The organism is Legionella sp. MW5194, assembly GCF_016864235.1.
GTDB lineage: Bacteria > Pseudomonadota > Gammaproteobacteria > Legionellales > Legionellaceae > Legionella_C.
The window spans coordinates 912,357-935,527 of the sequence record NZ_CP045732.1 but is presented as its reverse complement, the minus strand read 5'-3'; the positions used below and the strand labels follow the sequence as shown (position 1 = coordinate 935,527).

Here is a 23,171-nt window from a genome sequence, read left to right as displayed (position 1 = left end):
GTTACTTGACGTGGCTGCCTGTCGGCTTCGCACTGATTTTCGCCGGAATCAGGTTGTTGGTGATACGCGACACGCTGCTGTCAACCCGTCGCTGCAGCTTGATTTCAACCATAACGGTTTCATTCGGATGAAGGATTTTGTTAATGTCCGCGAGTGACGAATGAAAATCAAGCAGGCGATAATAAGCCAGGGCCCGATCACTTGCCTCGGGGTAGGCTCGAATGCGGAATCCCAGATTACCCTGCATTTTGGGGGTATTAATGCCAGTTTCCATGATATCGTAATCAAGAAAATAAGTGAGTTTTCCCGGATTGCGCAGGTTCCGCTGGCGATCAACAAAGAACCCTTTGGGTAGTGCCCCTTCGCTGTATTGCGGTCCGGCCGTCAGGTAGAGATCATAATCCTCAAGCGGATTGCCTCGATCATCAATGAGTTTAAATAGAATCATGGAATAGCGATTGGTTACGTATTCCCGCTTATGAAGAAGCGCCCTGACCTGTTCGATGCGTTCGTTTCTCTGGGTTTCTTCCGTCAGCCTGTCAAGCGCATTCGCCAGCGCAGTATAACTGTCACGGTTTTTAACCTTGAGGCATCGCAAAACCCATACGGCCGTTGGGTGAGTAGCGGCATTGGCCATCGTCACGCTGCGGATGATTCCCCTCTTTTTTCCAGAATGGGCACACCCGGGCAAAATGCCCATGGCCATGGGCCGTGTTCGTGTCAATTGGGTTACAACGAGGTTTTCGCCGTTATTCCCCTCCTGATGCAACTGCAGCAGGCTGTAATTCATATTCGCCGCCGCGACACGGACAACACCATCCGATCCGGCTTCACCGGTGTAGGAGTTCAACGCATCATACAGTTGGCGATCAATGGTCTGACCGGTGAGAACAAAGCAGTAAATGCCGTGCGCCGTGCAATCATAATGCAGCCAGCTTTCATTGAGTTGCCAACTCTTCTCGCTTCCGAGCTCAAGCCAGTCCAGCACAGGTTGCCCTGGTTCAATGCCTTCAAAAAAACATTTAATTCGAGATAACCGGGATTTACCCAATTGCGCCAGCGCCGAACCGTGGTTAGCCGGTGCAAGCATAATCAGATGGCTTAAGGGGCATGCTGCAAGATTGTTTTTATAATATAAATCCATCCATAGACGCACAACCGGCCCGCCGGTGGAATGGGTGATGCAGGCAAAACGTTCCCCCTGTCGCAACTTGTCAGCCATCTCCTCGCGCACGGCATGCTCAAAGGCGCGGGCTATGTCATCGAGGGTCACGCTGTCGTTAAAACTGATGTAACGCCCAAGATAAATATTCCCTACCTGAATAGCCAGTGCGCCCTCTCTGCACTGAGTCTCAAGCCATTGAGGCAGTTCGCCATACGTGTTGGTATGGGTCACACTCCAGCCATGGACAAAGATTACAATCATCGTCTTCCTTACTGTGTAGGCCACAAGAGGTATTGTTGCTAGTCGGATGATATTGGATTTTCTTGCAATAAAAAACTCCTGAAATGCGTTTCGGGTACTTTATCCGCTAGCCCCCCGACCAATCCCTGTTTAAAATAGGCTTCCTTCATTTTAAGGATGTCTGCTATGGATTTTAAAAAAAGAGTTACCCGTCAGTTTCTTATGGCCTTGCTTGCGATTCTCAGCGATGAACAGGAGATGAAAACAGCGCGCGCAGGTTATACGCAACAGGAAAAGGATGAGCGCCGCTACAATTGTCAAGCCAGCTTTGGCTTGAAAAACTGGGATAAGGAAACAGCGGTTGATTTTTCCGCCGCGGTGTTTGAAGCGTTGGCACGTGCTTCCGAACACTTTGTGAACCACACCCAGATGGTTGAGCAGGTGCAGATGCTGAATGAACACATCCTGAAGGAACTGGTGCCCGGATTAACCCAGGGCATTGATTGCAACCAGCCGCTGGATAAGGTCCGGGACGTGATTAAACAGCGAATCGAATCAATGAAAGAGCCCTCGCTGACCAACAACCCTTATGTATTCTATGGTCTTGCCGCAACGGCTCTGGCTGCAGTGGCTGTGGTGGCCTTATTGCCCTCCAACGGCCCCAGACAGTAGGGGTAGTAAAGCCGATTAAGGCCATTAAAGGTCCTAATCGGCTTTAAATCACACCGTGCCCAGGGATGTTAACTTCAGTTGACGGCCACAGACCCAGGCTTTATTCAAATCCTGGAACACTTCTTTGGGCATGTTCTGGGGTAAACGCACGGTGGAATGATCATCATGGATTTTCAAACCGGAAATGAACTTGCTTTGCAAGCCGGCTTCATTGGCAATCGCACCGACAATATTACCGGGTTTTACACCATGGATACGGCCCACATCGATGCGGAACAGTTCCTGCGGGTAATCGTCGCGGATGTTTTTCTTGCCAAAGCCTTTACGCTCTGAACCCTGACGCTGTTCGTAAGGACGGGCAGATTTAAACTCGTTTTTAAAGTCGCCATCCCGCTGCCGGGTTTCTTTGGCCGGTCGAGACGGCTTCGGCAACTCCTGTTGCCAGGCTTTATCCTGATTAAGCATCAAAGCCAGGGACGTTGCAACATCCATCGCGGAAGCCTCAGGATTGGCTTTGAGGAACTCCTCGATGATGCGGTAATAGCCCGGAGCATGTTCGTGTCCAAAACGCGACTTGATGTTGGCCATAAAGCGTTCCTGCCTGGCCTGTTGAATCATGTAGTCATTGGGCACCACGATTTTCTCAATGCGTTGACGCGTATGACGCTCAATGGTATTGAGTATGCGCGACTCCCTCGGCGTAATGAATAACACCGTCACGCCGCTTCGACCAGCACGCCCGGTACGACCGATGCGATGCACGTAGGTTTCGCAGTCATGAGGAACGTCATAATTGATAACATGCGTCACCCTGTCAACGTCCAGACCACGTGCCGCCACATCCGTCGCCACTAGAATGTCAATGGCGCCCTGGCGAAACTGAGCAATGATGCGCTCACGCAAAGCCTGGGTTATATCGCCGTGAATCGCCATGGCACGGTATCCCTGCTGCTGCAGCAAGGCGGCCACTTCTTCGGTGCTGCTCTTGGTGCGCACAAACACAATAACACCCTGATACTCTTCAACCGCTAAAACCCGAAGCAAGGCATCCGGCTTTTGAACCGGGGAGGCGAAAAGGAAACGTTGTTCAATGGCTTTGACTGTGGCCGTGGCGGCTTTAATTTCCACAGAGACCGGATCATTAAGGTAGCTGTTGGCAATCTGACGAATACGATAAGGCATCGTCGCTGAAAACAGGGCAATCTGTTTCTCATCGGGCAGCTTGGCAAGAATGGTTTCCACGTCTTCAATAAAGCCCATACGCAACATCTCGTCGGCTTCATCGAGCACAAAGGTCTTCAGTTGGTGAAGCTGCAGGGTGCCGCGATCGATGTGATCGAGGATACGTCCAGGCGTTCCAACGACAATGTGCGCACCGTCGCGCAATTGCTTCAGCTGACGGCTGTACTCCTGCCCGCCGCAAAGAACAGACACGGTCGTGCCTTTCTGATGAACGCTCAAGGCTTCAAACTGTTCAGCCACCTGAATGGCCAATTCGCGTGTGGGCGCCAGGATAAGCGCCTGGGTTGCCCTGGATTTTAACGATAAACGCTTAAGAATAGGCAAAGCAAAAGCCGCCGTCTTCCCCGTACCCGTCTGTGCCTGCGCAATCACATCTCTTCCTTCGAGCAGATACGGTATCGTCTGTGCTTGAACAGGAGATGGCGCTTGAAACTTCATGTCCTCTAGGGCTTTCAGTAAAACATCCGATAGGTCGAGGGCAGCGAAGCTTGCTAATTCTTGTGTCATAACTGGTTCCAAAATATAAATCGTAACTGAAAAAAATGGGTTAACTAATGTAAAAATTGCTCACTATAATAGCAAAATCAGCGCAGCGATGCACTAAATTTGTTAGTGTGTGCAATTCTTGGCGTGGAATATTACTAAAAAAACAGGAAGATACATTTACAAAAATTTTAAAAATTAATCTAACTGACAATTTTTTAATCTAAATTGACCCTCTTAATTATGATACAACTTTCTAAATAATCAACTGCAATTGCATGGGAATTAATTCAAAGCGAGCCGGCAGATAACCCAGCATCTCCCCATCCGCCTCCACAGGCACGGGTTTTCCCAGCGTCTCGATTAATACGGTTTTCGCCTGCCGATAATGAACTTTGGACTCCCGAAGATGCCGGCCGGAATAAATTTTTCGAAATTTCAACAACGCGCGTAAGGGCGTGGCATCAAGGAACATCACCACATCCAGCAAGTCATCATCCAGCCTTGCCATGGGTGCTACGTGCATCCGGCCCCCAAAAAACTGGCCATTGCAGAGGGCAATCATCGACATTTTAGCCTCCTCGGCGGGATGATTGTCGTATGCAATGCGCACATCCAGCGGTTTTAAGGACAATAAGGTTTTAAAGCCATGGATAAAATAATACATTCCGCCCCCGACCCGTTTCAACCAAGGCGTTTTCGACGCACTGACAACCACATCGGCCGATACCCCGCAACTGGCGATATTGATGAAATAGCTGATTTTATCGCTGAACGTGATTTTGCCTACATTGGTGCTAATGGTCTGATTATGAACGAGTCGTTCGAGAAACTCCGTGATGTGCTGGGAAGGAAACTGCCTGCCAAAATCACCGCCGCACCCGCAATTAAAATAAGCGGTCTTAAGCTCAGGATAAGGCAATTGATCTGCCACGATAATGCCGTTAATGGCCTGGCTCAGGGTACCGTCGCCGCCAATGATAACAAGGTAATCAGGCCGCTCGCTTAACAGATCACGGGTTAACCCGCTGATGTCATCACTTACATTCGACATGCGGTGCGTGATTTTTTCAAAAAGGGCTTTGAGTCCAGGCTCGAGAGCCTGCCAGATTTTTTTCCCAGCCCCATTGCCGGCAATCGGGTTAATAATGACCGCAATGTGCTTCATAGCAGGGCCGCCAGACGACAGGCCTGATCAATGGCATGGCGCGCATCCAGTTCCAGTGCCTTGAAGGCTCCCCCGATTAAATGCACGGACTGACCGCTTTCGCGTAAGGGATCGTACAAATCCCGCAGTTCATTCTGTCCGGCACAAATGATCACGGAATCCACCGGCAGGACTGTTTTTTCCTCGCCAATGCGGATATGCAGGCCTTCATCGTCAATGCGCTCGTAAGTCACCCCTGCCAGCATCTTGACCTGCTTGTGTTTAAGGCTCAAACGGTGGATCCAGCCTGTGGTTTTACCCAGGTTTTTGCCGTGCTTTTCTTTTTTGCGCTGCAGTAAATACACCTCGCGCGGACTTGGACTCACCGAAGCCTCGTCAAGTCCGCCGCGATGGCTAACAGTCAAATCAATTCCCCATTCCTTGTAAAAATGCTTCGCTTCATGGCCATGGTGCTCGTGCGTCAGCCATTCCGCCACATCAAAGCCAATGCCGCCGGCACCGATAATGGCCACGCGTTGGCCAGGTACTCGCCGTGCCATGATTACATCAATGTAGGTCATGACTTTTTCATGATGAATGCCGTCAATTTGCGGAATCCTTGGCGTAATGCCCGTGGCCAGCACCACTTCATCAAAGCCCTGCAGCAAGGCCGGCGTGGCTTGCGTATTGAAGCGGATATCCACTCCGAATTTAGGCAACTGGTGGGCAAAATAATTGATGGTGTGCTGAAAGTCCTCTTTGCCGGGGATACGCTTGGCGAGATTAAACTGGCCACCCAGCACCTCGCTTTTTTCAAACAGGGTGACATCATGCCCACGCTCAGCGGCTACCGCCGCAAAAGCCAGACCTGCGGGCCCGGCGCCAACCACCGCGATGCGTTTGGGATGATGCACTGCCTGATACACAAGCTCGGTCTCATTGCAGGCCCTGGGATTCACCAGACAGGATGCGGTTTTATTGACAAAGACCCGATCGAGGCATGCCTGATTGCAGGCAATGCAAACGTTAATCGCGGCGCTTTCACCGCGTTTGGCTTTTTCCACAAACTGCGCATCCGCCAAAAAAGGCCTGGCCATGGACACCATGTCCGCATGGCCTTCCAACAGTACCCGGTTGGCCAATTCCGGCGTGTTGATGCGGTTGGAGGTAATGACAGGAATACGCAATTCCGGTTTCAGTTGTTTGGTCACTGCCGTGAACGCCGCGGGAGGCACCATGGTGGCAATGGTGGGAATACGGGCTTCATGCCAGCCAATACCGGTATTGATTAACGTCGCTCCCGCGTCTTCAATCGCTTTGGCCAGAAGAACAATTTCTTCCCAGCTGCTGCCCTGGCTTATCAAATCCAGCATGGATAGACGGTAAATGATAATGAATTTCTCACCCACAGCCTGCCGCACTTCGCGCACAATCTCGACCGGGAAACGAATGCGATTGGCGTAACTGCCCCCCCAGTCATCCAGGCGATGGTTCGTGTGGGCGACAATGAACTGATTAAGCAAATAGCCTTCACTGCCCATGATCTCAACGCCGTCATAACCCGCACCTTGGGCAAGCTTTGCACAACGCGCAAAGTGCTGGATGGTTTTGGCAATACGGCGTTTAGTCATGACCCAGGGTTTGAATGGACTGATTGGTGATTTAATGCCGCTTGGCGCGACAATAAAGGGGTGATACCCGTAACGCCCGGCATGGAGAATCTGCAGGGCAATTTTCCCGCCGGCATCGTGCACGGCGTGAGTAACGACTTCATGACGCTGCTGTTCTTTGCTGTTGGTGAGTTTGGCGGCAAAGGGCGCTAAGCGGCCGGAACGGTTGGGGGCAAAGCCGCCGGTTACAATTAACCCTGCTCCGCCCAAGGCGCGCTCACGGTAAAAGGCTGCGAGACGGGCAAGCCCCTCCTTGTCTTCTTCAAGTCCTGTGTGCATAGAGCCCATCAGAATGCGATTTTTAAGGTGGGTAAATCCTAAATCCAGCGGCTGAAAGATGGCTTTAAACGGGGTATTGTCAATTCTCAATTCCATGAACGGTTATCCATCGCGGCAACTTAAAAAAAAGATTATAAGGTTTTCAAGAGCATAACGACAGCATTACTTTGGACGCAACGGGGAATTCCAGTTGCCTTTTTAGCTTAACTTGCTACCATGCTTTTTAATCCACCTGCCCGGCACACGATGAGCATTAAAAAATACCCGACCTGCATTGGTTATTGTGCCTTGATTTTCTGGGTATTGGCCGCGCCATTCACTGCCACGGTAAAATCCCTGCCCCTGTTTGAAACGTTAAGCCTGACTTTTTTGGTGAGCTTCCTGTTTTCAGTCGTGCAACTCACCCTGCGCAGGCAATGGGCAGCCCTCAAACAACCCTGGCCGCTGTACCTGCTGGCTTTTATCGGTATTTACGGCAATCAAATCCTGTATGTGGCGTCATTCAAATACGCCCCGGCCTCCCATGCGGATCTGATTAATTACCTCTGGCCGATTCTTATCCCGGTCCTGACCGGCTTTTTACCCAACGAACAACGCAGCAACAAGCACCTCCTTGCCGCCTGCTTTGGTTTTGCCGGTGTCTACATTCTTCTGTGTCAGGGGGAAACAGGCTTTGAACGTCACTACCTGCAAGGCTATCTTCTGGCGTTTACAGGTGCACTGGTCTGGGCGCTTTACAGCATCACAGCCCGCTTCTTCAATGAGGCACCCGTGGACATGATTGGTCTTTGTTGTGGATTGGCTGCCGTGTCGTCCGGTGTGCTTCATATGACTTACGAAACCACTGTCCTTCCGCAGGGCAGGGAATGGGCCGTTCTGCTGTTGATGGGGTTAACCACACAGGGTCTGGCTTATTTTTTCTGGGATTTCGGCATAAAAAAAGGCGATTTTAAACTGTTGAGCCTGCTGTCTTATGGTAATCCCATGCTCTCCATGCTGGTTTTAATCCTCCTTGGGATGGCAACTCCCACCCGGGAGTTGCTCATTGCCTTTAGCTTAGTCGCTTTGGGCGGGGTCATTGGCATGGTGTCCTTCAATAAAGACGACTAGCGTCGCTTTGGCAGAAAATGCTAGACTTATCAATCAACTACAGCCAAGGGAAATCATGAAAACCAACGCATTGCTTGCTGCCAGCCTCCTTCTTCTATCGTCCGCGCATGCCGCGACATTAACCAGTGAGTTGTACGCCACGGAGACCGGCGAAAAAATAGGACAGGTGGTTTTTGAGGACAGCCAATACGGCTTACTGATTAAACCGGCGCTTCAGTCACTGCCCGCAGGCCAATTGCATGGCTTCCACCTGCATCAACAGGCGGATTGCGGCGACAAAGGGATGAACGCGGGCGGGCATTATGATCCGGCTAAGACCAATACGCATGCTGGCCCTTATGGAAATGGGCATTTAGGTGATTTACCGGTATTGGCTGTGAACAGCCAAGGGCAAGCCAATACCCCGCTGTTGGCCCCACGATTAAAAACCAGTGACTTGAAAGATCTCGCGGTGATGATTCATGCCGGCGGCGACAATTACAGCGATAACCCACCGCTGGGCGGCGGCGGCGCCCGCATCGCCTGTGGTACGCTTAATTAAACCACGGGCCGATGGCTTGTTCAGCATCAGCCCGCGTCGTGTTACTTTTTGGCGATTTGGGTATACGCTGGATTATCGGTACGGACAAAAATCTGCGTGTAATAAATGTAGCCACGTTTATCGTGTGCGATACCGACGCCCGTCATGTTGAAATTGCCTTCAATGTTGCGACGATGGCCAGGACTGGTCAGCCAGCGGCGAACCACTTCGCGGGGACCCACTTTAAAATACGCAACGTTTTCCGATCCCGCACGGCACAACTGAATGTTGTCATAAATGCGCTTAATGCGTTTGTTGAAATCGATGTGGCCAAACGCCATGCGTTTAGAGGCCATGTCCTGGCTGTGGATGGCCGCTTCATGCGACATGAACTTGTTCATTACCAGTGGCTTTAACCCTTTCGACTGCCGGTATTTGTTCACCTCGTCGAGAACCAGCTGCTGATCATGGGCGTATCGATCTTCAAGCGCCGCGGCCCCTGCCCATTGGGCGAAAACGCTCAGGATCAGGAGGGCAAACAGCAAGGTCTTTTTTCTCATTATCACTCTTCCTTATTCGTAAAAAAGGACAAATTTTAACCCTGATGACCTTTTTTTGCCAGAAAAAAGTGAACCACCTTGAACTATACTGCAAATAACGACATCAGGGAGGCACGTGCATGATAAGCACAGAATCAGGGAGTACCGATCGCCGCATACAACTGGCTCAATGCGGAAGTCATTGGGGTGAAGACATTAGTTTTGGCGACTCTGACCATACGGGCAAGGACGAATGGTTTGAGACTGCCGTACCCGGTACCATCGGCTTAAATGGCAGTGAACCCGGTCCCGGACCCGGCATCGTTTTGAAAGACATCGAAAACAACCCGGTTGAGATGGTGTGGACGGACAGCCTTATTGGGTGCATGGGGCTTGCCATCATCGGCCAGGACAAAGACGGCAAAACCGATGCTTTTTTTGCCCATGCACGGCAATACGACAGGGCGGATGCCGCCACTACCCCCGATAATCCGATTCATTTAGCCCGTGAATTCGTCAAAAGCCATGACAATGTCCGCGTCTTTTGGGGAACTGATTTTTTACACGGGTGTCGGACAGCCACGGATTACAGCATGGCGCAGGTTGCCCGTGAGAATGCACAACGAAAATTATCTTCTGATTTAGGCTGTTGGGTCAGAGCGAATGATTGCCTGCCATCAAGCAGCATGACGTTCCTGCCCAAAGAAGGATTGCTTCGACCGGGAAAACCGCTTGAAGTCATGGGCAAGCTTGCGAAAGAAGACCATTTGGCTGAGAAAAAAGAATTTTCCGACAGCAAAGCCTTAAAAAAATTCACCCCAGACACTGGCATTTTAGGACGCATGGAAATGCATCTCGCCGAAATCAGGATGCAGCGTCAATGCAAGATGCGTTTGTACCATCAGGACGCCAAGCGGGATTATAAAATCCTCATCCTAAGCCAGGCCATTGAAGCGTATCGCGTCGGCAATATTGATGTCTTACGTCGTTATGCCCAGGATGCGGAAAGAAATGTCGGCTCGTTTGTCGATCCCAAGAGCGTTGACGCCTGGCACAAGACCTCCGGCGAAAGCGTGACCGCGCGGCTGGTTCAGGATGCCTTTGCTGATGCACGTGACAAAACCAGAAGCATGAATGCCACCGGATGCGGCCTTCGAGAAGACGGCAATGATGTTCACGATTACGAGGAACACGCCAGGATCGTCCCATCAGTCATCAGCCGGGCTGAGATGTAAGCGTGAACGCCCGGCGCTGCGTCTCAAGGGACAGGATCGTTTTTGGATAAATATAGTACATGATGCCCTTATTATGGTATTATTGAACAAGTGCTTTTTAGATGTACATAACCATGACCAACTCCCTTTACCGTGATCTCCATCAGCAATTGCCGGGTTTCTGGCGCATTCGTCTGCAAAATTTTTTCAGTTTCCTGCCCGGGATAAAACCCGTGGATCACCGGATGGTGACGTTACGAGAAAAATTACAGCATGCCCACGATTTCCAGTACGTCGATTACTACCATGGTCATTCGGATTATTTTAATCGCCGTTTTAAAACTACAATAGTCAATCAGTCTTCGGAGGAAACCGACTACCTGGTCAATGCCTATCCACCGCCGCCATTGATTGATCCGGCGTTAACCGTTCTCGGAAGCGGCTCTGGAAACGCAGCGGCATCCGACCTTTTCAATGACAAGAAGATGCAGGCGGCTGAATCCAATACCCACCCCAACACCCTGGATTGGATTGTCAACGAGGCAGAAGCCAGTCAAACAGGCTCGCCCAGTCAATCCATGGCTTTTTAACGCCTCGTGGTTTGACTCGCTCACCTGGCGTCAGCCCGCATTTGCCCCTATGATGAAATGAGAATCGCCACTGAAGGAACACTCATGACTGCCTTGCCGCATTTTGTCTGCACCCACCCCTACCTCAGCATGCTGGTCTTTGCCTGCATTGGTTTTCTTCTTCGCGGCATGGTACGCGTCAACATCCAGGCTGTGCGTTTTGCCATTGATGATCTGGAGATGGCGTTGCAGGACAACGATCTTGAACAGGCGAAATATTGCCTGGGACGGCTTAAAGCGGGATTTGGCTGGCGATAAGAGTGCAACGCGCCGACGCGCGTTGCTTGTTTATAATTGGCTGCTGACGTGCACGGCATGAATCACAGCACTGATTCGCCCCACGCGAGCGATGGCTGCGGGCGTTAAGCCATGTTCCAGCAATTGCCGGCTATGGGCACTGATGCAGGCACCGCAACCATTCAATACCGACACAGCGAGACTCAATACCTCAAATGTCACTTTATCCGTTCCGGGATTCATCATGCCCTGCATGCGAAGCCCCGCCGGGATTTGTCCCAGTTCCGGTAATTCGCTTAAATGAACAAAACGATAATAAAGGTTATTCATCGCCATGATGCTCGCGGCATTTTTTGCCGCTTCTTCAATGGTGAAATCACCCTGCAAACCTTTAATACCAGCCACCAGTGGCTGATTGCCGAGATGATAAGCGACTGCCAGGGCTGAGCCGACGATTTGTTCTTGACTTAAACCGTCTGTCTGCTCAAGGTCAAGGACCTTGCCCACATTGACGCGGGCATCTTTGGCAAATTCCGGCAACAGATCTTTAATGAATTGCAACATGGTTCTCTCCGTTATTGATGGGCTTCAGCGCATTAAACATGGATGGTTTCTTCTCCTTTTTTCCAATTGCAAGGGCATAATTCATCCGTTTGCAGGGCATCCAGTACGCGGAGCACTTCCTGGGGATTACGGCCGACATTCAAATCGGTGACCATGACAAAACGGGTAATGCCTTGCGGATCAACGATGAACGTGGCGCGTTGTGCGACCCCTTCCTGCTCATCCAGGATGCCTAAGGCCTGAGTCAATTCCCGTTTAATGTCAGCGAGCATGGGAAATGGCAGGTTTTTTAAATCTGCGTGGTTATTACGCCAGGCCAGGTGCACGAATTCGCTGTCGGTACTTCCGCCTAAAATTTGCGCATCTCTATCGCCAAATTCACCGGTGAGTTTGCCGAATTCAGCAATTTCTGTCGGGCATACAAAGGTAAAATCTTTAGGCCAGAAAAAAACCACCAGCCATTTTTCTTTGTAGGTGTTATTGTTGATGACGGTGAAGGCATCATGAACATCGTTGCCTACTGTTGCCTTTAACTCAAATGTTGGAAATCGATTACCGACTGTGATCATGTTATTCTCCTCAATTATGCGGTTTCACTGTAAATTTAGTTGGATAGGGATAATAAGTAAAATTGAATATTACTATCGCATTGATAGATAATATCTATTAATTGCCACATTGTTATGGGTTGATTACTGATCAATTGGGTGCTTAAATGACTGTCTGTGCAATTAATAAAAATAAGAGGGCCTCATGAGCAAACAAGAAAAAATCTGCCGCATCGTGCGCTTTATTACCAATAAAAACTGGCAGGGAACCTGCTGTCGCTGATGGAAGTCCCCGCCCTGCATGCTGTGTTGCATTATCAAAATCCAACCGTGGTGCGCCATTTCGCGCACCATCATCCTGCGTTTGATCTTAAGGCCAGCCAGCAGCTTTTTAGCGATTTACTGGCTTGGCTGTGGTTAAATGCTTACCGGCAAAAAACGAAACGGCACACTTATTTTTTTGGTCCGCTGCTGCCTCTGGATGCCATGTGGCATACCTTTATCCTCCATACCCGCGACTACACCGATTTCTGTCAGGCGTTCTTTAAAACCTATTTTCATCATGAGGTAGAACCTCCAGGCGAAGAACATCAATTAACGCCGCACGAGCTGGCGGATCTTCTCACCGACTGTTACGACCACCTCGGCGAAGCATGGGTTAACCGCTATTTTTCTGAAGCATTGGAACCCATCGAATAAGACCATCCTGTCTTTCATTATTGTCCGCTTCGCCATATCGACAAGGCCCTGGAGATAACGTATTATCCTTAGGATTGTGTTGGAGTAACTGGCCAAACAAGAATAACAATCAGCCTCCGCAGAGGACAACTGCACAATTAATTGGGAGTGAAGCCATGGCAGCCGAGCATTATTCGGCCTCTCTTGTGAGTCAACTGTCATTACCGGGCACTCAGCAAATGCCTCAAGGCTATTTTCGCTCCAAATTATTTGTTGCTCCTTTTACAACCAATCCGCTCGTTGCCGCAGCAGGACCTGTTTTATCACTTCTGGAACGATTGGGTGTCAGTCCTTCATTACCACCGGTACAAACCATTCGTGGCAACATTGAACATGAATTACTGGCCTTTCATAGCCGGGTGCTCGGCAAATCCTACAGCGATGAATTCATCGCCATCGCCCGTTATTTACTCTGCGCCACCATTGATGAATTGCTGGGAAAGAGCTACCTGCGCCTGCATAGCGAACCCGCTGTCTTTGCGGCGTTCACCCCGGCATCTCAAGATGGCACGGGTCCTGAGCAACGCTTTTTTGACATTGTTCATTTCATCAAGGAACGGCCCCACCAATACCTGGACTTAATTGAGTTGGCCTATTATTGCCTGATCGCCGGCTTTGAAGGCATACAGCATGGGCAGGCCAATGGCCGCAGTGTGCTGGATAACCTCATCGAAGAACTTTATCAATTAATTCAGCAGCACCGGGTCAATCAATCACATCATCTGTTTAAAGAACAGAAAAAAGCCGACTTTAGCTCCACGAGCCGTAAACCGCTGCTGACGGTGTGCTTTCTCTCGTTGGGATTGCTTATCGCCAGTTACCTCGTGAGTTACCTCTTGCTGGAAAATAAAGCCAAAACCGTCCAGACAGGACATCATCTCATAGCCAAACTGGATGACTAATGGATAAATCGCTACACCTGCTTTGCGAAGCATTAAAACGAATTTTCGTGCAGTTAAAACCCCAACAAACGCCTTTGTCTTTTCTGTTATTGATTGGTAAAAGCAGCCAGGGTAAAACGGCGCTTTTAAAGCAGGCCAATCTTATCCATTGCCCCATCGACAACGAGCAGGGAGCCAATCTGTTTTACAATAATCAGGGGGTTATTCTGGAGTTGGGCGAAACCTGGCTTCACAGCAGTGATGGTCTGTTAACCACGACGCTGAAGCAATTGAACCGCTGCCACAGCAATGTCAAAATCAATGGCCTTATCCTTTGCATCAACAGCAGCGAATTATTGCTGACTGAACCGGCACAACTCGTTGACCATTGCAAATCACACATGCAATTACTTGAACGTTTCGGCAGCGCCCTCGGGTATTGCACGGACATGGCCCTTCTGTTCACGCAACTGGATACACTGGCCGGGTTTTGTGAATTTTTCCAGTCTGAGCACCCCAGCGAACTCGCCAAACCCCTGGGATTTTCACTGGAAAACACGGGGACTCGCAACAAGTTCATCGAAAAATATCAATCCCAGTTTGACCAGATGATTGAAGTCCTGGGGCAGCAAATTATTAATAAACTGCACCCGGCACGTTCCAGCGCCAAACGCACATTAATCCGTGAATTTCCCTTGCAATTAGCGTGTCTGCGGGTGCCTGTGCAGGCCCTGATTCAACAGTTGAACCATCAACTCTTTCGTCTGCAGGGACTGTATTTTACCAGTGCCCAACAGGGCGGTTTAACCATCGATCGTTTGAACCGCAAGATCCAGCATGAATATGCGTTAACTGTGCAGGACCGGTTTCAACAATCCAGCAACTACCGACCCTATTTTATCGAGGGAGCCATCAAGGCCCTGCAGGAACACACAAAAAGTCATGTGCCGGGCATGAGCGGCAGGCATAAACTGTTTGCAGGCATTGCGGCAGGGGTTGTCGGCCTGGCGCTCTGCGGCGTGTCTTATCAACACTGGACGACATCCAGACTGCTTGATGAAGCCAGTAAAGAATTACTGGCGTATGAAACGCTGATAGGTCAGCCCAATGGCAAAACATCGGCACTGTATCATCTGTCGCTGGCGGAGACTAAAATAGACTCCATTCCTGTTAATTTGTTGTCGCTGACCATCATTGAACAACTTAAAAGCCAGCTGCATTCCAATGCAAAGAACAGACTGCACCACAATTTCTTACCGGACATGATAGCCAGCCTCGAAGCGATCATTGCCAATCCGTCCCAAAGCCAATTGGCGCGCTACCAGGCTTTAAAAATTTACCTGATGCTGGCTGAGCCGGAGCATTTTTCGGAAACGGCGGTGGTTGACTGGTTCAGAACCACTCATGAAGCAAGCCATGCCGTGGCAATGAATGACAAGGAGATTCTGCTTCTTAAAAAAGCATTGAAGCAGCCGCTGCAACCCATCGCCATTAACCGTCAACTGGTCAGTGATGTTCGCAATTACCTCAACGCCCTGCCTGCGGCTTACCTGTATTACTCGTTGGCGAAGGACAGTTTCCCCAAAGACAAAAAAACCATCGATATACCGGGGTTTGATCTGACCAACAAGGAATTGCCCGTTTATTACACCAAAAAAGGCTTTAACGAGGTCATGGCAAAGCTGCCAGCAATCAGCGCACAACTTCAGGACGAGAATTGGATTTTGGCCCGGCAGGATTTGCAAAACCTGCCTTCGCAACTCGAACAGGCTTATTGTTTTGAATACGCGACCTGGTGGCAGAATTTCATTCGCCGCACGCACCCTCAGCATTACCAGGGTTATCAGCAGGCACGTCTGCTGACTCAGACGCTGACGAAGACCAATGCCATTGAGAGTCTCGTTGAGCTGATTCAGGAGCAGACCAGCCCGTCGCCCGATCAAAGCGCCTCTGTTTTCAATCAGCAGGTGGCGAGCCAGTTTACCTCCCTTAACTTAATGAGCAATTCCGCCACCCATGAGTTGAGTTTAAACATCAGCGAACTGGAAAAGTTCATTACTACGCTGGCGCTGGTCAATGATCAGGGACGCACCGTTTTTGAACTGACGCGCTCACGCTTCAGCGGCGAATCCTTATCCGATCCCTTAAGCGCGCTGTACAATCGCGCCCGTCAGCTTCCAGAGCCTGTGTCCAGTTGGGCGAAGCAAATTGCCGATGACACCTGGTTTATTTTTATTACTGAAAGCCGTACCTATTTGAATCACCAATGGCAGCGGTTAGTTTTTACGGACTATCAATCCGCCATCGCCAACCGTTACCCGCTGGATGCCAATAACCCTGACAGTGAAGTGTCGCTGATGGAGTTTGATCGCTTTTTTGCACCGGAAGGCACCTTGAATTCCTTCGTAAATCATTATTTAAAACCCTTCCTGGATACTTCCAAGCCACAATGGCAATCCAAAGAATTAAACGGTTACGTCATGCCGATTTCCACCGATTTGATTAATGAATTAATACGCGCCAATGTCATCAGTAACATGTTTTTCCCTGAGCATGCCAAAACCAGCAAAATCGACTTCACTCTGCAAAAAATCAATCTGGATCCCGTGGTGGCCAATATACAGTTATCCATCGGTGAAACCAAACTCACCGACAGCCAGACGAGCGACTCTTACACCTTTTTCAGCTGGCCTCAATCGGATGCCAAACTGGCCATTTACTCCATTGAAGGCAACCATTTTGAGCTTGAAGAGAAAGGCCCTTGGGCTTTCTTTAAAATCCTCCAGAAAGTCAATGTGCTGGTGGACAGCAATGACAGCGCAAGCCTGCAGATCCTGTTTGAAATTAATGGCAATTCAGGGCGATACCAGCTCAAAACAGAAAATCAGATCAATCCCTTTAGTCCTGGCATTTTAACCGGCTTTAATTTAAATGAAGAGATAGCCTGATATCCCTGTGTATACGGCAAATGATAGGGCAGTCTGAAAGTTCTGATAGCCTTGCGGTGTGTGAGTACTGCATAATACCCTGCCAAGCCATTCATGAAGTCCTGAATTTCAGCATGCCCTGCCCGTGCAGGCATGCGGTGCTCCATTGGATGGTTACATCAAACTCATTGCAACTCGCTTGCAAGCGGCGCGCGGTAAATGCGGTACTCCAATTCATGCAGGACACGCCCCGACTCGCTGCATTTCACATACTCATCCTGCGGCGTACCTCCCAATTTTTCAATGAGTTTTCGGCTGGGGTAATTGCTTTTATCCACGGGGTATTTCAGGTAATCGTAGTGAAGATTAGCCGCCGTCCACTCGATCAGAGCCGACAACGCCTCATAGCCATAGTAATGCCCCTGAGCGCTTTTTTTAAGCCAAATGCCCAACTCCGGTGAACGGGATTGAATCTCATGAAGGCTGGCATAGCCTAAGAATTCGCTGCGATCTTTACGGATAAGAATCAAGGCAATTTCTTTGCTTTTGCGCATCGCCAGTTGCTTTAATTGCACATGGTCCACAATCTCCTGCCGGGTCTTGGGTGCGGAAGGCCACATGTAACGGGTAATCTCAGCGGTAAAATGCTCGGCAATGTCGCTTGCATGATCTTCGCTAATGGGAACTAATTTCATTCTGGGGGTGTCCAGGTGTAATTGGCTGAAATCCATTTTAACCCCGATAGTCTGCGTTGCCCTGCCCAAATCTTTAATTTTTGGGCAGCATTTTCACGTTAGGATCTTTGGTGTATGCATTGAGGATATCACTGACCAATTGTTCAATGACACTGTCCTTGACATCGTCCTCAATCAAACCGACTTCTGCCTTCATGGCGGCCAATCGTTCCTCGATAATTTTAGCTACGGAACCATTAGGAAACAAGGCAGCCAATAATCGGCGCGCTTCCGCAGGACCCAAGTGGCGGTAGAGTTGATTACGAACCGAGGCATCTTCCGCTGTGGTACTGAAGGCCCACAACTCAACAGGACCCAGGGTCAGTGTCAGCAATTGGATATTCACCCCGCTCTTGGTGGCGTATTGCACAAGGAACGTCGCCCCGCCCTGACGCGGCCCATGGACGCGGGTGCGCAAAGCGGTTTTTGCCGTCTCTGAGAGACCGAAAATCTGGGTGGTTTTTTCCACGGCCTGGGAAGGACCGGCATCCATAATGTAAATGGCAGTACTGAATTCAATCATCACGGAATCAAAGTCGTCAACGGATTGAGAGAGCAGGGCAATCTGTACCTTCCATTTTCGGCCTTCCCGCATGTCAATGATGACCTGATCGCGCACCGCAGCGGACTTGGATGTGCGATGGAATTCGTCATAGACAATGCGTTTGGGATCTTCCCGGATTTCAAGTACACGCGTCTTATGGTATTCCCGGTACTGATCCGGCACGTTGTTCATGCTTTCTTCGGTTAAATAATAATGGCGAGCGAGGACATAGCGTGCCAGCATGTACATGACCGACGTTTGCCGATCGGCTGCATCACCCCCGCTTTTAGCCACTTCATCAAGGTCAAGCGACACCACACGGGCATCGCCGATATCAAAACTGGTGACCCGGGATAAAATGGAGTATTCGCGAACCGCACCGGATATCATGCGCGAAAACGCGCTGATCAGCGACTCGCCGGTGGGAGCCACGACCTTTTCATACAAGTCCTCAATCGACGGCGTACGGCAGATAGACGCTGCATCCGCGAGCAGTGGCATGGCATAACGTTGTGCGAGCATGGCTTCATGGACAAACCCGGCGGAATACAAGGCATCAGTCACTTCCCACCAGGTGGACTTCGAATCCCTGACGAAGCCAATTTCCTCTAAAATACTGTCAATAAATTCTTCAACACCAGGCGCATACGGCGTCGGATTGAATTCATCAGCCAGGCTTTTATACAACTCGTCAACCACCATACCGGCCAGATCGGGCATCCCGTCATAGGGTTTATTCGCCCCGAGCGGTGTGGTTAACAAGGTGAGGAAATTCACTAAAAAGGAGCGCTCTGTCGCGGTGGGGTAGCGGCAGCCTAACTGGGTGTCAAAGGGGTTAATGGAATATTCCGGCGTCATGCGCAAACGGTAATAGGCGACAAGATGGCGCTTGGCAGCAGGCAAGGCCTCTTTAAGCAGGGAAATTAACCCGCTGCTTGACGGGCCGATATCAATGATGGCTATGCGGGGCAGGCGCGTTAAACCTCCCTGCAGGCAAAGGGCTAAGTTTAATGCGTTGGATAACACGGATTTACCCGAACCAGGGCGTGCGTACACCAAATCAATCCAGGTTGTCTGCTGCGTCGAACCGGGTTGAAACGGCCAGGGTTTACCATCGGGTGTACGAAATAATAACGCACCGGTCTCCCAGGGGGACGCGGGGCGGGTGATGGGGAGCATGGTAATCACATCCGACAAAGGCGCAACGGAAGGCACCGCTGCGCTCCGTGTCGTCACAGCCAACATGCTGGATACAAAGCCGGCAAATGGATCGCCGCAAATTTCCGAGACATCGGTGGATCCCCACCCCTGTATGGCCTTGACCAATTCCGAACTGCGCCGGCGTAATAAGGGAACATTGCCTTCCGGTGCCCAGGTGGTGGCCACCACGCGCAAACGCACAATGGCGTCGTCGGTATTCAATTGCAGGTATTTTAATAGATTCACCGAGTCGCTGATGAGACGGTTTTGGGCGGATGTAAAGGAAAGGATGGCTGACAACATGCCTTTTAATTTAATGGTATTTAAGCCCTCGCTTTCAACGAGGAATGAAATACGCCAGGGTATATGCGACGGTAGTATGCGTGCAAACAGGGTCAGGAAAGGACGCACATCCTTGGGAAAAAGATCAATAAACACCGAAGAATAGATTTTTGTACCCACCTTTACCGTGCGCAGATCAAGGTTTTCCGCATCGCGGGGTATGACCTGTTTAGCCAGCGAAGGCCAAAGCAAATCGGACACATCGCCTTCAAAACGATTAATCTCGCGGGGAAGAATTTTATCGCCCGGTAAGGTAGCCCGCCAGTCATCCGCTGTAAAATCCGGATCGGCGGTCATGCGGATAGCCTGCACCGCATCATGCACTTCAACCAGACGGGCATAAATGTTCAAGGCATCCAGATCATTTAAAACCGAACGCACATAGGCATCATGCGTATCCCTTAATTCAGGGATAGCGGCATACACTGTCTGGGTATTTTTAAAAGAAGGGGCCTTCATGTCCCGCAGCATTTTCAGTTTGGCTTTATTGGCCGCTTTCAATTGATCCTGCGCAAGGTTAAAAGGCCTGGTAAATAACACAAAGTAAAGCCGCTCTTCCGCACAATACTGCGAAAGGTAATCCACACGCTCGATGAATAAATCGTCCAGTGTCAACTCCAGCCGCTTGGCCGTCGCTTCCGCTGGCGCATAAATGTCTTCAATCACTTTGCGGATGTTCTGCTTGTCATGGCTGAAATACACCTGAAAAGCATGGCCAGGACGGCTCATGGCGCCCTGAAATGCATTCGATAAGCCCTCCACCAGCTGGTCGAATTCTTCAGCACCTGCAAGTGCTGTCACCCCTTCCACTTTGATTAAGGAAATCAGCGACCCGTCATGATTAACCAATACCGTGGGACTGTCCGCGGTTTCGAGTTCGCAATAAGACTCCGTGGTTTGTTTTAGCGAGGTACTTAACCAGGCAAAAAAGGTATCTATACCTTCAAAAAATGATTCAGCCCAATTCCCCATGGTTATTCCCTATTCTTTACCAGTCATTGTTACTATTGACTATGAACATCAGCTCGACTCCGTGATCTCTTCAAGTGCACTGGCAGCCCAGCGTTCAATCTGCTTGCGAAACTTAGCCCTTGACGGCAGGAGCCGAATATTATTAAACAGTTTATCCAATGTCTCTGGCGCCGTAGCGCCGGAGTCAATGATCAGCTGGCCGAAGATGGCCGGATCACTGGTTCCTTCCCCAAATTTCTCTTCAACAATCTGGGACCTGAATTTAAAACTGCGATAGATATTCTGAGCACTGGCCTTGTAACCGGTATCATTGGTAATCGCACAGAAAAGCACATGACATAAACTGTTCAGTTCCGTCTGCGACAATTCCGGCAGATAAATCAGAGTACCGCCGCCATAACCGCCCACACCCACGGATTCAATAAAGAAACATTGAGCACAAAAACAACAGGCGGTCACCAGGTTAGATAAGCGGTTGTTGGTGTAATCATTATCCAGATTAACCACTTCCTGGAACAGCCTTGCCTGAAATCCACAAAATTGACAGGTATAGCGATCGCGCTGAAAAACCTTTAATTCAAACGCACGAAAACGCTCATCCGCTTTTCTGGCGGAATACAAGCGCCAGGCTCCAGCACTCGCTACTAATTTAAGCTTGCTTTGTTCCTGATTCATAACCATCAATCTTGCCTGTTTGCTTTCATTGTAAATCAGGAAGCACTGGGCTTCCTGATTTAACCGCGATGTTACTGTTGATTATGATTAGCCGCCACTGCTGGTGAACACAGTACCTGTAGGACCGGCTGTTGTACCACCGGAACCACCGAACATGGTCACGCCAGCCACACCCAGAATTGTGGGCAGGAAGAGAAGCGCCGCGGCGATAAACACCAGCGCAATCGGCGTACCGATTGGGATTTGGGTTGGATTATCTTTATGCTGTTTGAACTTCATGATGGCACCCACCGAAAAACCCAAACCCGCCAGGTAAGAACCCGCCGTGATTAATTTCGCCAATTGCCCGAATGAACCATAAATGGTCGAAGCCATGTTGCCAATAGACTGGTCCGCTGCCATGGCATTCCCTGCTATGCCTAGGCACAAAAACACGGTCGCCATCACAGCGTAATGAGTGTAACTGTTTCTTTTCGCTGGGGTATTCACTTTTATCTCTCCTGTTAAACACATTTAAAATTATGAACCATAAATTGTTGCATTAATGACATTCACCGTTCCCACAATATTAATTGCAAGAATCCCGCCAAACACATGCATTAATCCTTTGCCCGTACCGCCAGGCGGTTGTCCCTGCGAAGCCGAACGGGCAATAAGCACCCAGCCTCGTATAAAGGCTGCCAGGCCAATGGTCTGAATGATGATCCTCAAAGCCCAGGCGACAGGACTGCCGCTGCCAAAAAGAGCATTGGTACTTTGATTGGCGCTGGCATTGGCATAGGCCAGAATGTTGGTATTTCCAAACGTAGTCATGAGCATCACGTCCATGGCAGTCGGGAAATAAATGAACACCGCTGCGACAATAAAATAAACCACAGGCTCCTTGACACTGGTATTGGAAGACATCATCGTTCTGGCTTCACCATACACCTTTAAACTATATATGGCCTTAAAGGCAAAGGACAAGCCTATCAGATAGGCCGCGCCGGTTAATAGTCTCTGAACAGGAGCAAGGTTGGAGGCGATATTGTTTAGAATATCGGCCTGACTTGTAATCCAGTTCGTAATTGATTGGTTAGCCATATTCGTCTCAACTGTCTTGCTGGCTAAATCGAATGATCTGACCAGTACTCATAACCACTCGTCCCTGGGTCGCATCAATCAGCTTTACAGTTCCATACCCTGCTATAACAGAACCCTCTCTTACCGTAAGTGTAGACCCATTTGTGGCAATTAACCAAGCCCGGCCGGGAATCACAGCCTGAATATAATAGACTGGTCGAGGGGTTACTTTTCGCACCATGTGCGGAACAGGTTTCGGTTTGGCCCGAACCGTTAATACCGCAATTTGTTGAGATTGTTGCTCAACTTTGGCCGCCAGTAAACTGACCGATTGACTTAAGGCCGCAATTTTATTACTTAAATCGGTCACATTGCTGGTAAGGCCATTTAACTGATTATTGATGGTCGTGATTTCCGAACGCACACCCTGTTGTGCCAATTCAAGCGCGGACAATTTCTGCTTGACCTCATCAGACACCACCGTCGTCGGTTGGGACTGAGTGGGAACAGGCGTCAGAGTGGACGGCGTGGGTTGGGTAACCACCGGTGTGACAGGCGTTGGTGTCACTGGCGCGGTCACCGTTTGCGGCGGCGTCACAGGCTCGGGCTTTTTGGAGAACATGGCTCCCATGAATTTGTAAATAATCATGGCCACCACAATCAAAGCAATCACAATCAATGCGTTTTTTCGGACGTCCTTTTTAGGAGCCCGTTGTTCGCCTTCCGCACGCATGGCTTCTAAATCATCATCACCGCCATCCGGATTGACGACATCCAAATCAGCAAACTGATATTCATCGTTGTTTTGATTATTATCAACCATTTCTTACCTTCTCT

22 protein-coding genes are annotated in these 23,171 nt (G+C 49.8%); 9 read left to right on the top strand and 13 right to left on the bottom strand.

Annotation, left to right across the window (positions count from 1 at the left end; translation table 11 throughout):
* Position 1: 1 nt before the first annotated feature.
* Positions 2-1,426 carry a phospholipase PlaB gene (plaB, locus tag GH742_RS04450; protein ID WP_203456275.1) on the bottom strand — a complete coding sequence of 475 codons (1,425 nt, stop codon included), beginning with the start codon at positions 1,424-1,426 and terminating at the stop codon, positions 2-4.
* 165 nt (positions 1,427-1,591) lie between these two features.
* On the opposite strand from plaB, the gene GH742_RS04445 reads away from it, so the two are divergent.
* Positions 1,592-2,077 (top strand): hypothetical protein, encoded by a 486-nt coding sequence (locus GH742_RS04445; protein WP_203456274.1) that lies wholly within the window; start codon positions 1,592-1,594, stop codon positions 2,075-2,077.
* 48 nt (positions 2,078-2,125) lie between these two features.
* Here GH742_RS04445 and GH742_RS04440 read toward each other — a convergent pair whose 3' ends face one another.
* The 3 genes from GH742_RS04440 to GH742_RS04430 form a co-directional block, all read right to left on the bottom strand.
* Complete coding sequence (locus GH742_RS04440; protein ID WP_203456273.1) at positions 2,126-3,826, bottom strand: DEAD/DEAH box helicase; 1,701 nt, start codon at positions 3,824-3,826, stop codon at positions 2,126-2,128.
* A 232-nt stretch (positions 3,827-4,058) separates the two neighbouring features.
* A complete protein-coding gene (locus GH742_RS04435; RefSeq protein ID WP_203456272.1) occupies positions 4,059-4,970 on the bottom strand; it encodes a diacylglycerol kinase family protein in 912 nt (303 codons plus the stop codon).
* Positions 4,967-6,994, bottom strand: coding sequence for an NADPH-dependent 2,4-dienoyl-CoA reductase (locus tag GH742_RS04430; RefSeq protein WP_203456271.1), 2,028 nt, complete (start codon positions 6,992-6,994; stop codon positions 4,967-4,969). Before GH742_RS04430 ends, GH742_RS04435 begins: the two co-directional genes overlap by 4 nt.
* Before the next feature lie 150 nt (positions 6,995-7,144).
* Here GH742_RS04430 and GH742_RS04425 point away from each other — a divergent pair, with 150 nt between their 5' ends.
* On the top strand, positions 7,145-8,008 hold the full coding sequence (locus GH742_RS04425; protein ID WP_203456270.1) for a DMT family transporter: 864 nt from the start codon (positions 7,145-7,147) through the stop codon (positions 8,006-8,008).
* Between the two features lie 52 nt (positions 8,009-8,060).
* Positions 8,061-8,549, top strand: a complete 489-nt coding sequence (locus tag GH742_RS04420; RefSeq protein ID WP_203456846.1) for a superoxide dismutase family protein — start codon at positions 8,061-8,063, stop codon at positions 8,547-8,549.
* A 41-nt stretch (positions 8,550-8,590) separates the two neighbouring features.
* On the opposite strand, the gene GH742_RS04415 is transcribed toward GH742_RS04420, so the two are convergent.
* A complete protein-coding gene (locus GH742_RS04415) occupies positions 8,591-9,088 on the bottom strand; it encodes a CAP domain-containing protein (RefSeq protein WP_239005277.1) in 498 nt (165 codons plus the stop codon).
* A gap of 119 nt (positions 9,089-9,207) precedes the next feature.
* Between GH742_RS04415 and GH742_RS04410 the strand changes: the two genes are divergently transcribed.
* The 3 genes from GH742_RS04410 (at position 9,208) to GH742_RS04400 (ending at position 11,168) form a co-directional block, all read left to right on the top strand.
* Positions 9,208-10,302 carry a hypothetical protein gene (locus GH742_RS04410; protein WP_203456269.1) on the top strand — a complete coding sequence of 365 codons (1,095 nt, stop codon included), beginning with the start codon at positions 9,208-9,210 and terminating at the stop codon, positions 10,300-10,302.
* A 113-nt stretch (positions 10,303-10,415) separates the two neighbouring features.
* Positions 10,416-10,871 (top strand): hypothetical protein, encoded by a 456-nt coding sequence (locus GH742_RS04405; protein ID WP_203456268.1) that lies wholly within the window; start codon positions 10,416-10,418, stop codon positions 10,869-10,871.
* Between the two features lie 84 nt (positions 10,872-10,955).
* Complete coding sequence (locus GH742_RS04400) at positions 10,956-11,168, top strand: hypothetical protein (protein WP_058532010.1); 213 nt, start codon at positions 10,956-10,958, stop codon at positions 11,166-11,168.
* A 30-nt stretch (positions 11,169-11,198) separates the two neighbouring features.
* On the opposite strand, the gene GH742_RS04395 is transcribed toward GH742_RS04400, so the two are convergent.
* Together GH742_RS04395 and GH742_RS04390 are read right to left on the bottom strand one after the other, a co-directional pair.
* Complete coding sequence (locus tag GH742_RS04395) at positions 11,199-11,711, bottom strand: carboxymuconolactone decarboxylase family protein (protein ID WP_203456267.1); 513 nt, start codon at positions 11,709-11,711, stop codon at positions 11,199-11,201.
* Positions 11,712-11,743: 32 nt separating this feature from the next.
* The gene (locus GH742_RS04390) at positions 11,744-12,280 is read right to left on the bottom strand and encodes a peroxiredoxin (RefSeq protein ID WP_203456266.1); all 537 of its coding nucleotides are present in this window, start codon (positions 12,278-12,280) and stop codon (positions 11,744-11,746) included.
* Positions 12,281-12,541: 261 nt separating this feature from the next.
* Between GH742_RS04390 and GH742_RS04385 the strand changes: the two genes are divergently transcribed.
* From GH742_RS04385 to icmF, 3 genes are all read left to right on the top strand, one after another.
* Positions 12,542-12,958 carry a hypothetical protein gene (locus tag GH742_RS04385; protein ID WP_203456265.1) on the top strand — a complete coding sequence of 139 codons (417 nt, stop codon included), beginning with the start codon at positions 12,542-12,544 and terminating at the stop codon, positions 12,956-12,958.
* A 155-nt stretch (positions 12,959-13,113) separates the two neighbouring features.
* Positions 13,114-13,899 (top strand): type IVB secretion system protein IcmH/DotU, encoded by a 786-nt coding sequence (gene icmH, locus GH742_RS04380; protein WP_203456264.1) that lies wholly within the window; start codon positions 13,114-13,116, stop codon positions 13,897-13,899.
* Positions 13,899-16,826 (top strand): type IVB secretion system protein IcmF, encoded by a 2,928-nt coding sequence (gene icmF, locus GH742_RS04375; protein WP_203456263.1) that lies wholly within the window; start codon positions 13,899-13,901, stop codon positions 16,824-16,826. The genes icmH and icmF overlap by 1 nt, the downstream gene beginning before the upstream one ends.
* 164 nt (positions 16,827-16,990) lie before the next feature.
* Here icmF and GH742_RS04370 read toward each other — a convergent pair whose 3' ends face one another.
* From GH742_RS04370 to icmG, 6 genes are all read right to left on the bottom strand, one after another.
* On the bottom strand, positions 16,991-17,500 hold the full coding sequence (locus tag GH742_RS04370) for a GNAT family N-acetyltransferase (protein WP_203456262.1): 510 nt from the start codon (positions 17,498-17,500) through the stop codon (positions 16,991-16,993).
* 73 nt (positions 17,501-17,573) lie between these two features.
* Positions 17,574-20,597, bottom strand: a complete 3,024-nt coding sequence (locus tag GH742_RS04365; protein ID WP_203456261.1) for a type IV secretion protein IcmB — start codon at positions 20,595-20,597, stop codon at positions 17,574-17,576.
* 48 nt (positions 20,598-20,645) lie between these two features.
* Complete coding sequence (gene icmJ, locus GH742_RS04360; protein ID WP_203456260.1) at positions 20,646-21,278, bottom strand: type IVB secretion system protein IcmJDotN; 633 nt, start codon at positions 21,276-21,278, stop codon at positions 20,646-20,648.
* An 81-nt stretch (positions 21,279-21,359) separates the two neighbouring features.
* Positions 21,360-21,716: a type IV secretion protein IcmD gene (locus tag GH742_RS04355; protein ID WP_203456845.1), complete on the bottom strand. Its 357-nt coding sequence runs from the start codon at positions 21,714-21,716 to the stop codon at positions 21,360-21,362.
* A 75-nt stretch (positions 21,717-21,791) separates the two neighbouring features.
* The gene (locus GH742_RS04350; RefSeq protein ID WP_058532001.1) at positions 21,792-22,355 is read right to left on the bottom strand and encodes a hypothetical protein; all 564 of its coding nucleotides are present in this window, start codon (positions 22,353-22,355) and stop codon (positions 21,792-21,794) included.
* Positions 22,356-22,362: 7 nt separating this feature from the next.
* Positions 22,363-23,157, bottom strand: a complete 795-nt coding sequence (icmG, locus tag GH742_RS04345; protein ID WP_203456259.1) for a type IVB secretion system protein IcmG/DotF — start codon at positions 23,155-23,157, stop codon at positions 22,363-22,365.
* Positions 23,158-23,171 lie beyond the last annotated feature (14 nt).

Bases quoted from the DNA above. Each gene is read 5' to 3' on its own strand.
- GH742_RS04385 (WP_203456265.1), top strand. From the start codon at position 12,542: ATGGAAGTCCCCGCCCTGCATGCTGTGTTGCATTATCAAAATCCAACC.
- GH742_RS04430 (WP_203456271.1), bottom strand. From the start codon at position 6,994: ATGGAATTGAGAATTGACAATACCCCGTTTAAAGCCATCTTTCAGCCG.
- GH742_RS04405 (WP_203456268.1), top strand. From the start codon at position 10,416: ATGACCAACTCCCTTTACCGTGATCTCCATCAGCAATTGCCGGGTTTC.
- icmG (WP_203456259.1), bottom strand. From the start codon at position 23,157: ATGGTTGATAATAATCAAAACAACGATGAATATCAGTTTGCTGATTTG.
- GH742_RS04395 (WP_203456267.1), bottom strand. From the start codon at position 11,711: ATGTTGCAATTCATTAAAGATCTGTTGCCGGAATTTGCCAAAGATGCC.
- icmF (WP_203456263.1), top strand. From the start codon at position 13,899: ATGGATAAATCGCTACACCTGCTTTGCGAAGCATTAAAACGAATTTTC.
- GH742_RS04400 (WP_058532010.1), top strand. From the start codon at position 10,956: ATGACTGCCTTGCCGCATTTTGTCTGCACCCACCCCTACCTCAGCATG.
- icmJ (WP_203456260.1), bottom strand. From the start codon at position 21,278: ATGGTTATGAATCAGGAACAAAGCAAGCTTAAATTAGTAGCGAGTGCT.
- GH742_RS04435 (WP_203456272.1), bottom strand. From the start codon at position 4,970: ATGAAGCACATTGCGGTCATTATTAACCCGATTGCCGGCAATGGGGCT.
- GH742_RS04390 (WP_203456266.1), bottom strand. From the start codon at position 12,280: ATGATCACAGTCGGTAATCGATTTCCAACATTTGAGTTAAAGGCAACA.
- GH742_RS04415 (WP_239005277.1), bottom strand. From the start codon at position 9,088: ATGAGAAAAAAGACCTTGCTGTTTGCCCTCCTGATCCTGAGCGTTTTC.
- GH742_RS04440 (WP_203456273.1), bottom strand. From the start codon at position 3,826: ATGACACAAGAATTAGCAAGCTTCGCTGCCCTCGACCTATCGGATGTT.
- GH742_RS04350 (WP_058532001.1), bottom strand. From the start codon at position 22,355: ATGGCTAACCAATCAATTACGAACTGGATTACAAGTCAGGCCGATATT.
- GH742_RS04370 (WP_203456262.1), bottom strand. From the start codon at position 17,500: ATGAAATTAGTTCCCATTAGCGAAGATCATGCAAGCGACATTGCCGAG.
- GH742_RS04365 (WP_203456261.1), bottom strand. From the start codon at position 20,597: ATGGGGAATTGGGCTGAATCATTTTTTGAAGGTATAGATACCTTTTTT.
- GH742_RS04445 (WP_203456274.1), top strand. From the start codon at position 1,592: ATGGATTTTAAAAAAAGAGTTACCCGTCAGTTTCTTATGGCCTTGCTT.
- icmH (WP_203456264.1), top strand. From the start codon at position 13,114: ATGGCAGCCGAGCATTATTCGGCCTCTCTTGTGAGTCAACTGTCATTA.
- GH742_RS04410 (WP_203456269.1), top strand. From the start codon at position 9,208: ATGATAAGCACAGAATCAGGGAGTACCGATCGCCGCATACAACTGGCT.
- plaB (WP_203456275.1), bottom strand. From the start codon at position 1,426: ATGATTGTAATCTTTGTCCATGGCTGGAGTGTGACCCATACCAACACG.
- GH742_RS04355 (WP_203456845.1), bottom strand. From the start codon at position 21,716: ATGGCGACCGTGTTTTTGTGCCTAGGCATAGCAGGGAATGCCATGGCA.
- GH742_RS04425 (WP_203456270.1), top strand. From the start codon at position 7,145: ATGAGCATTAAAAAATACCCGACCTGCATTGGTTATTGTGCCTTGATT.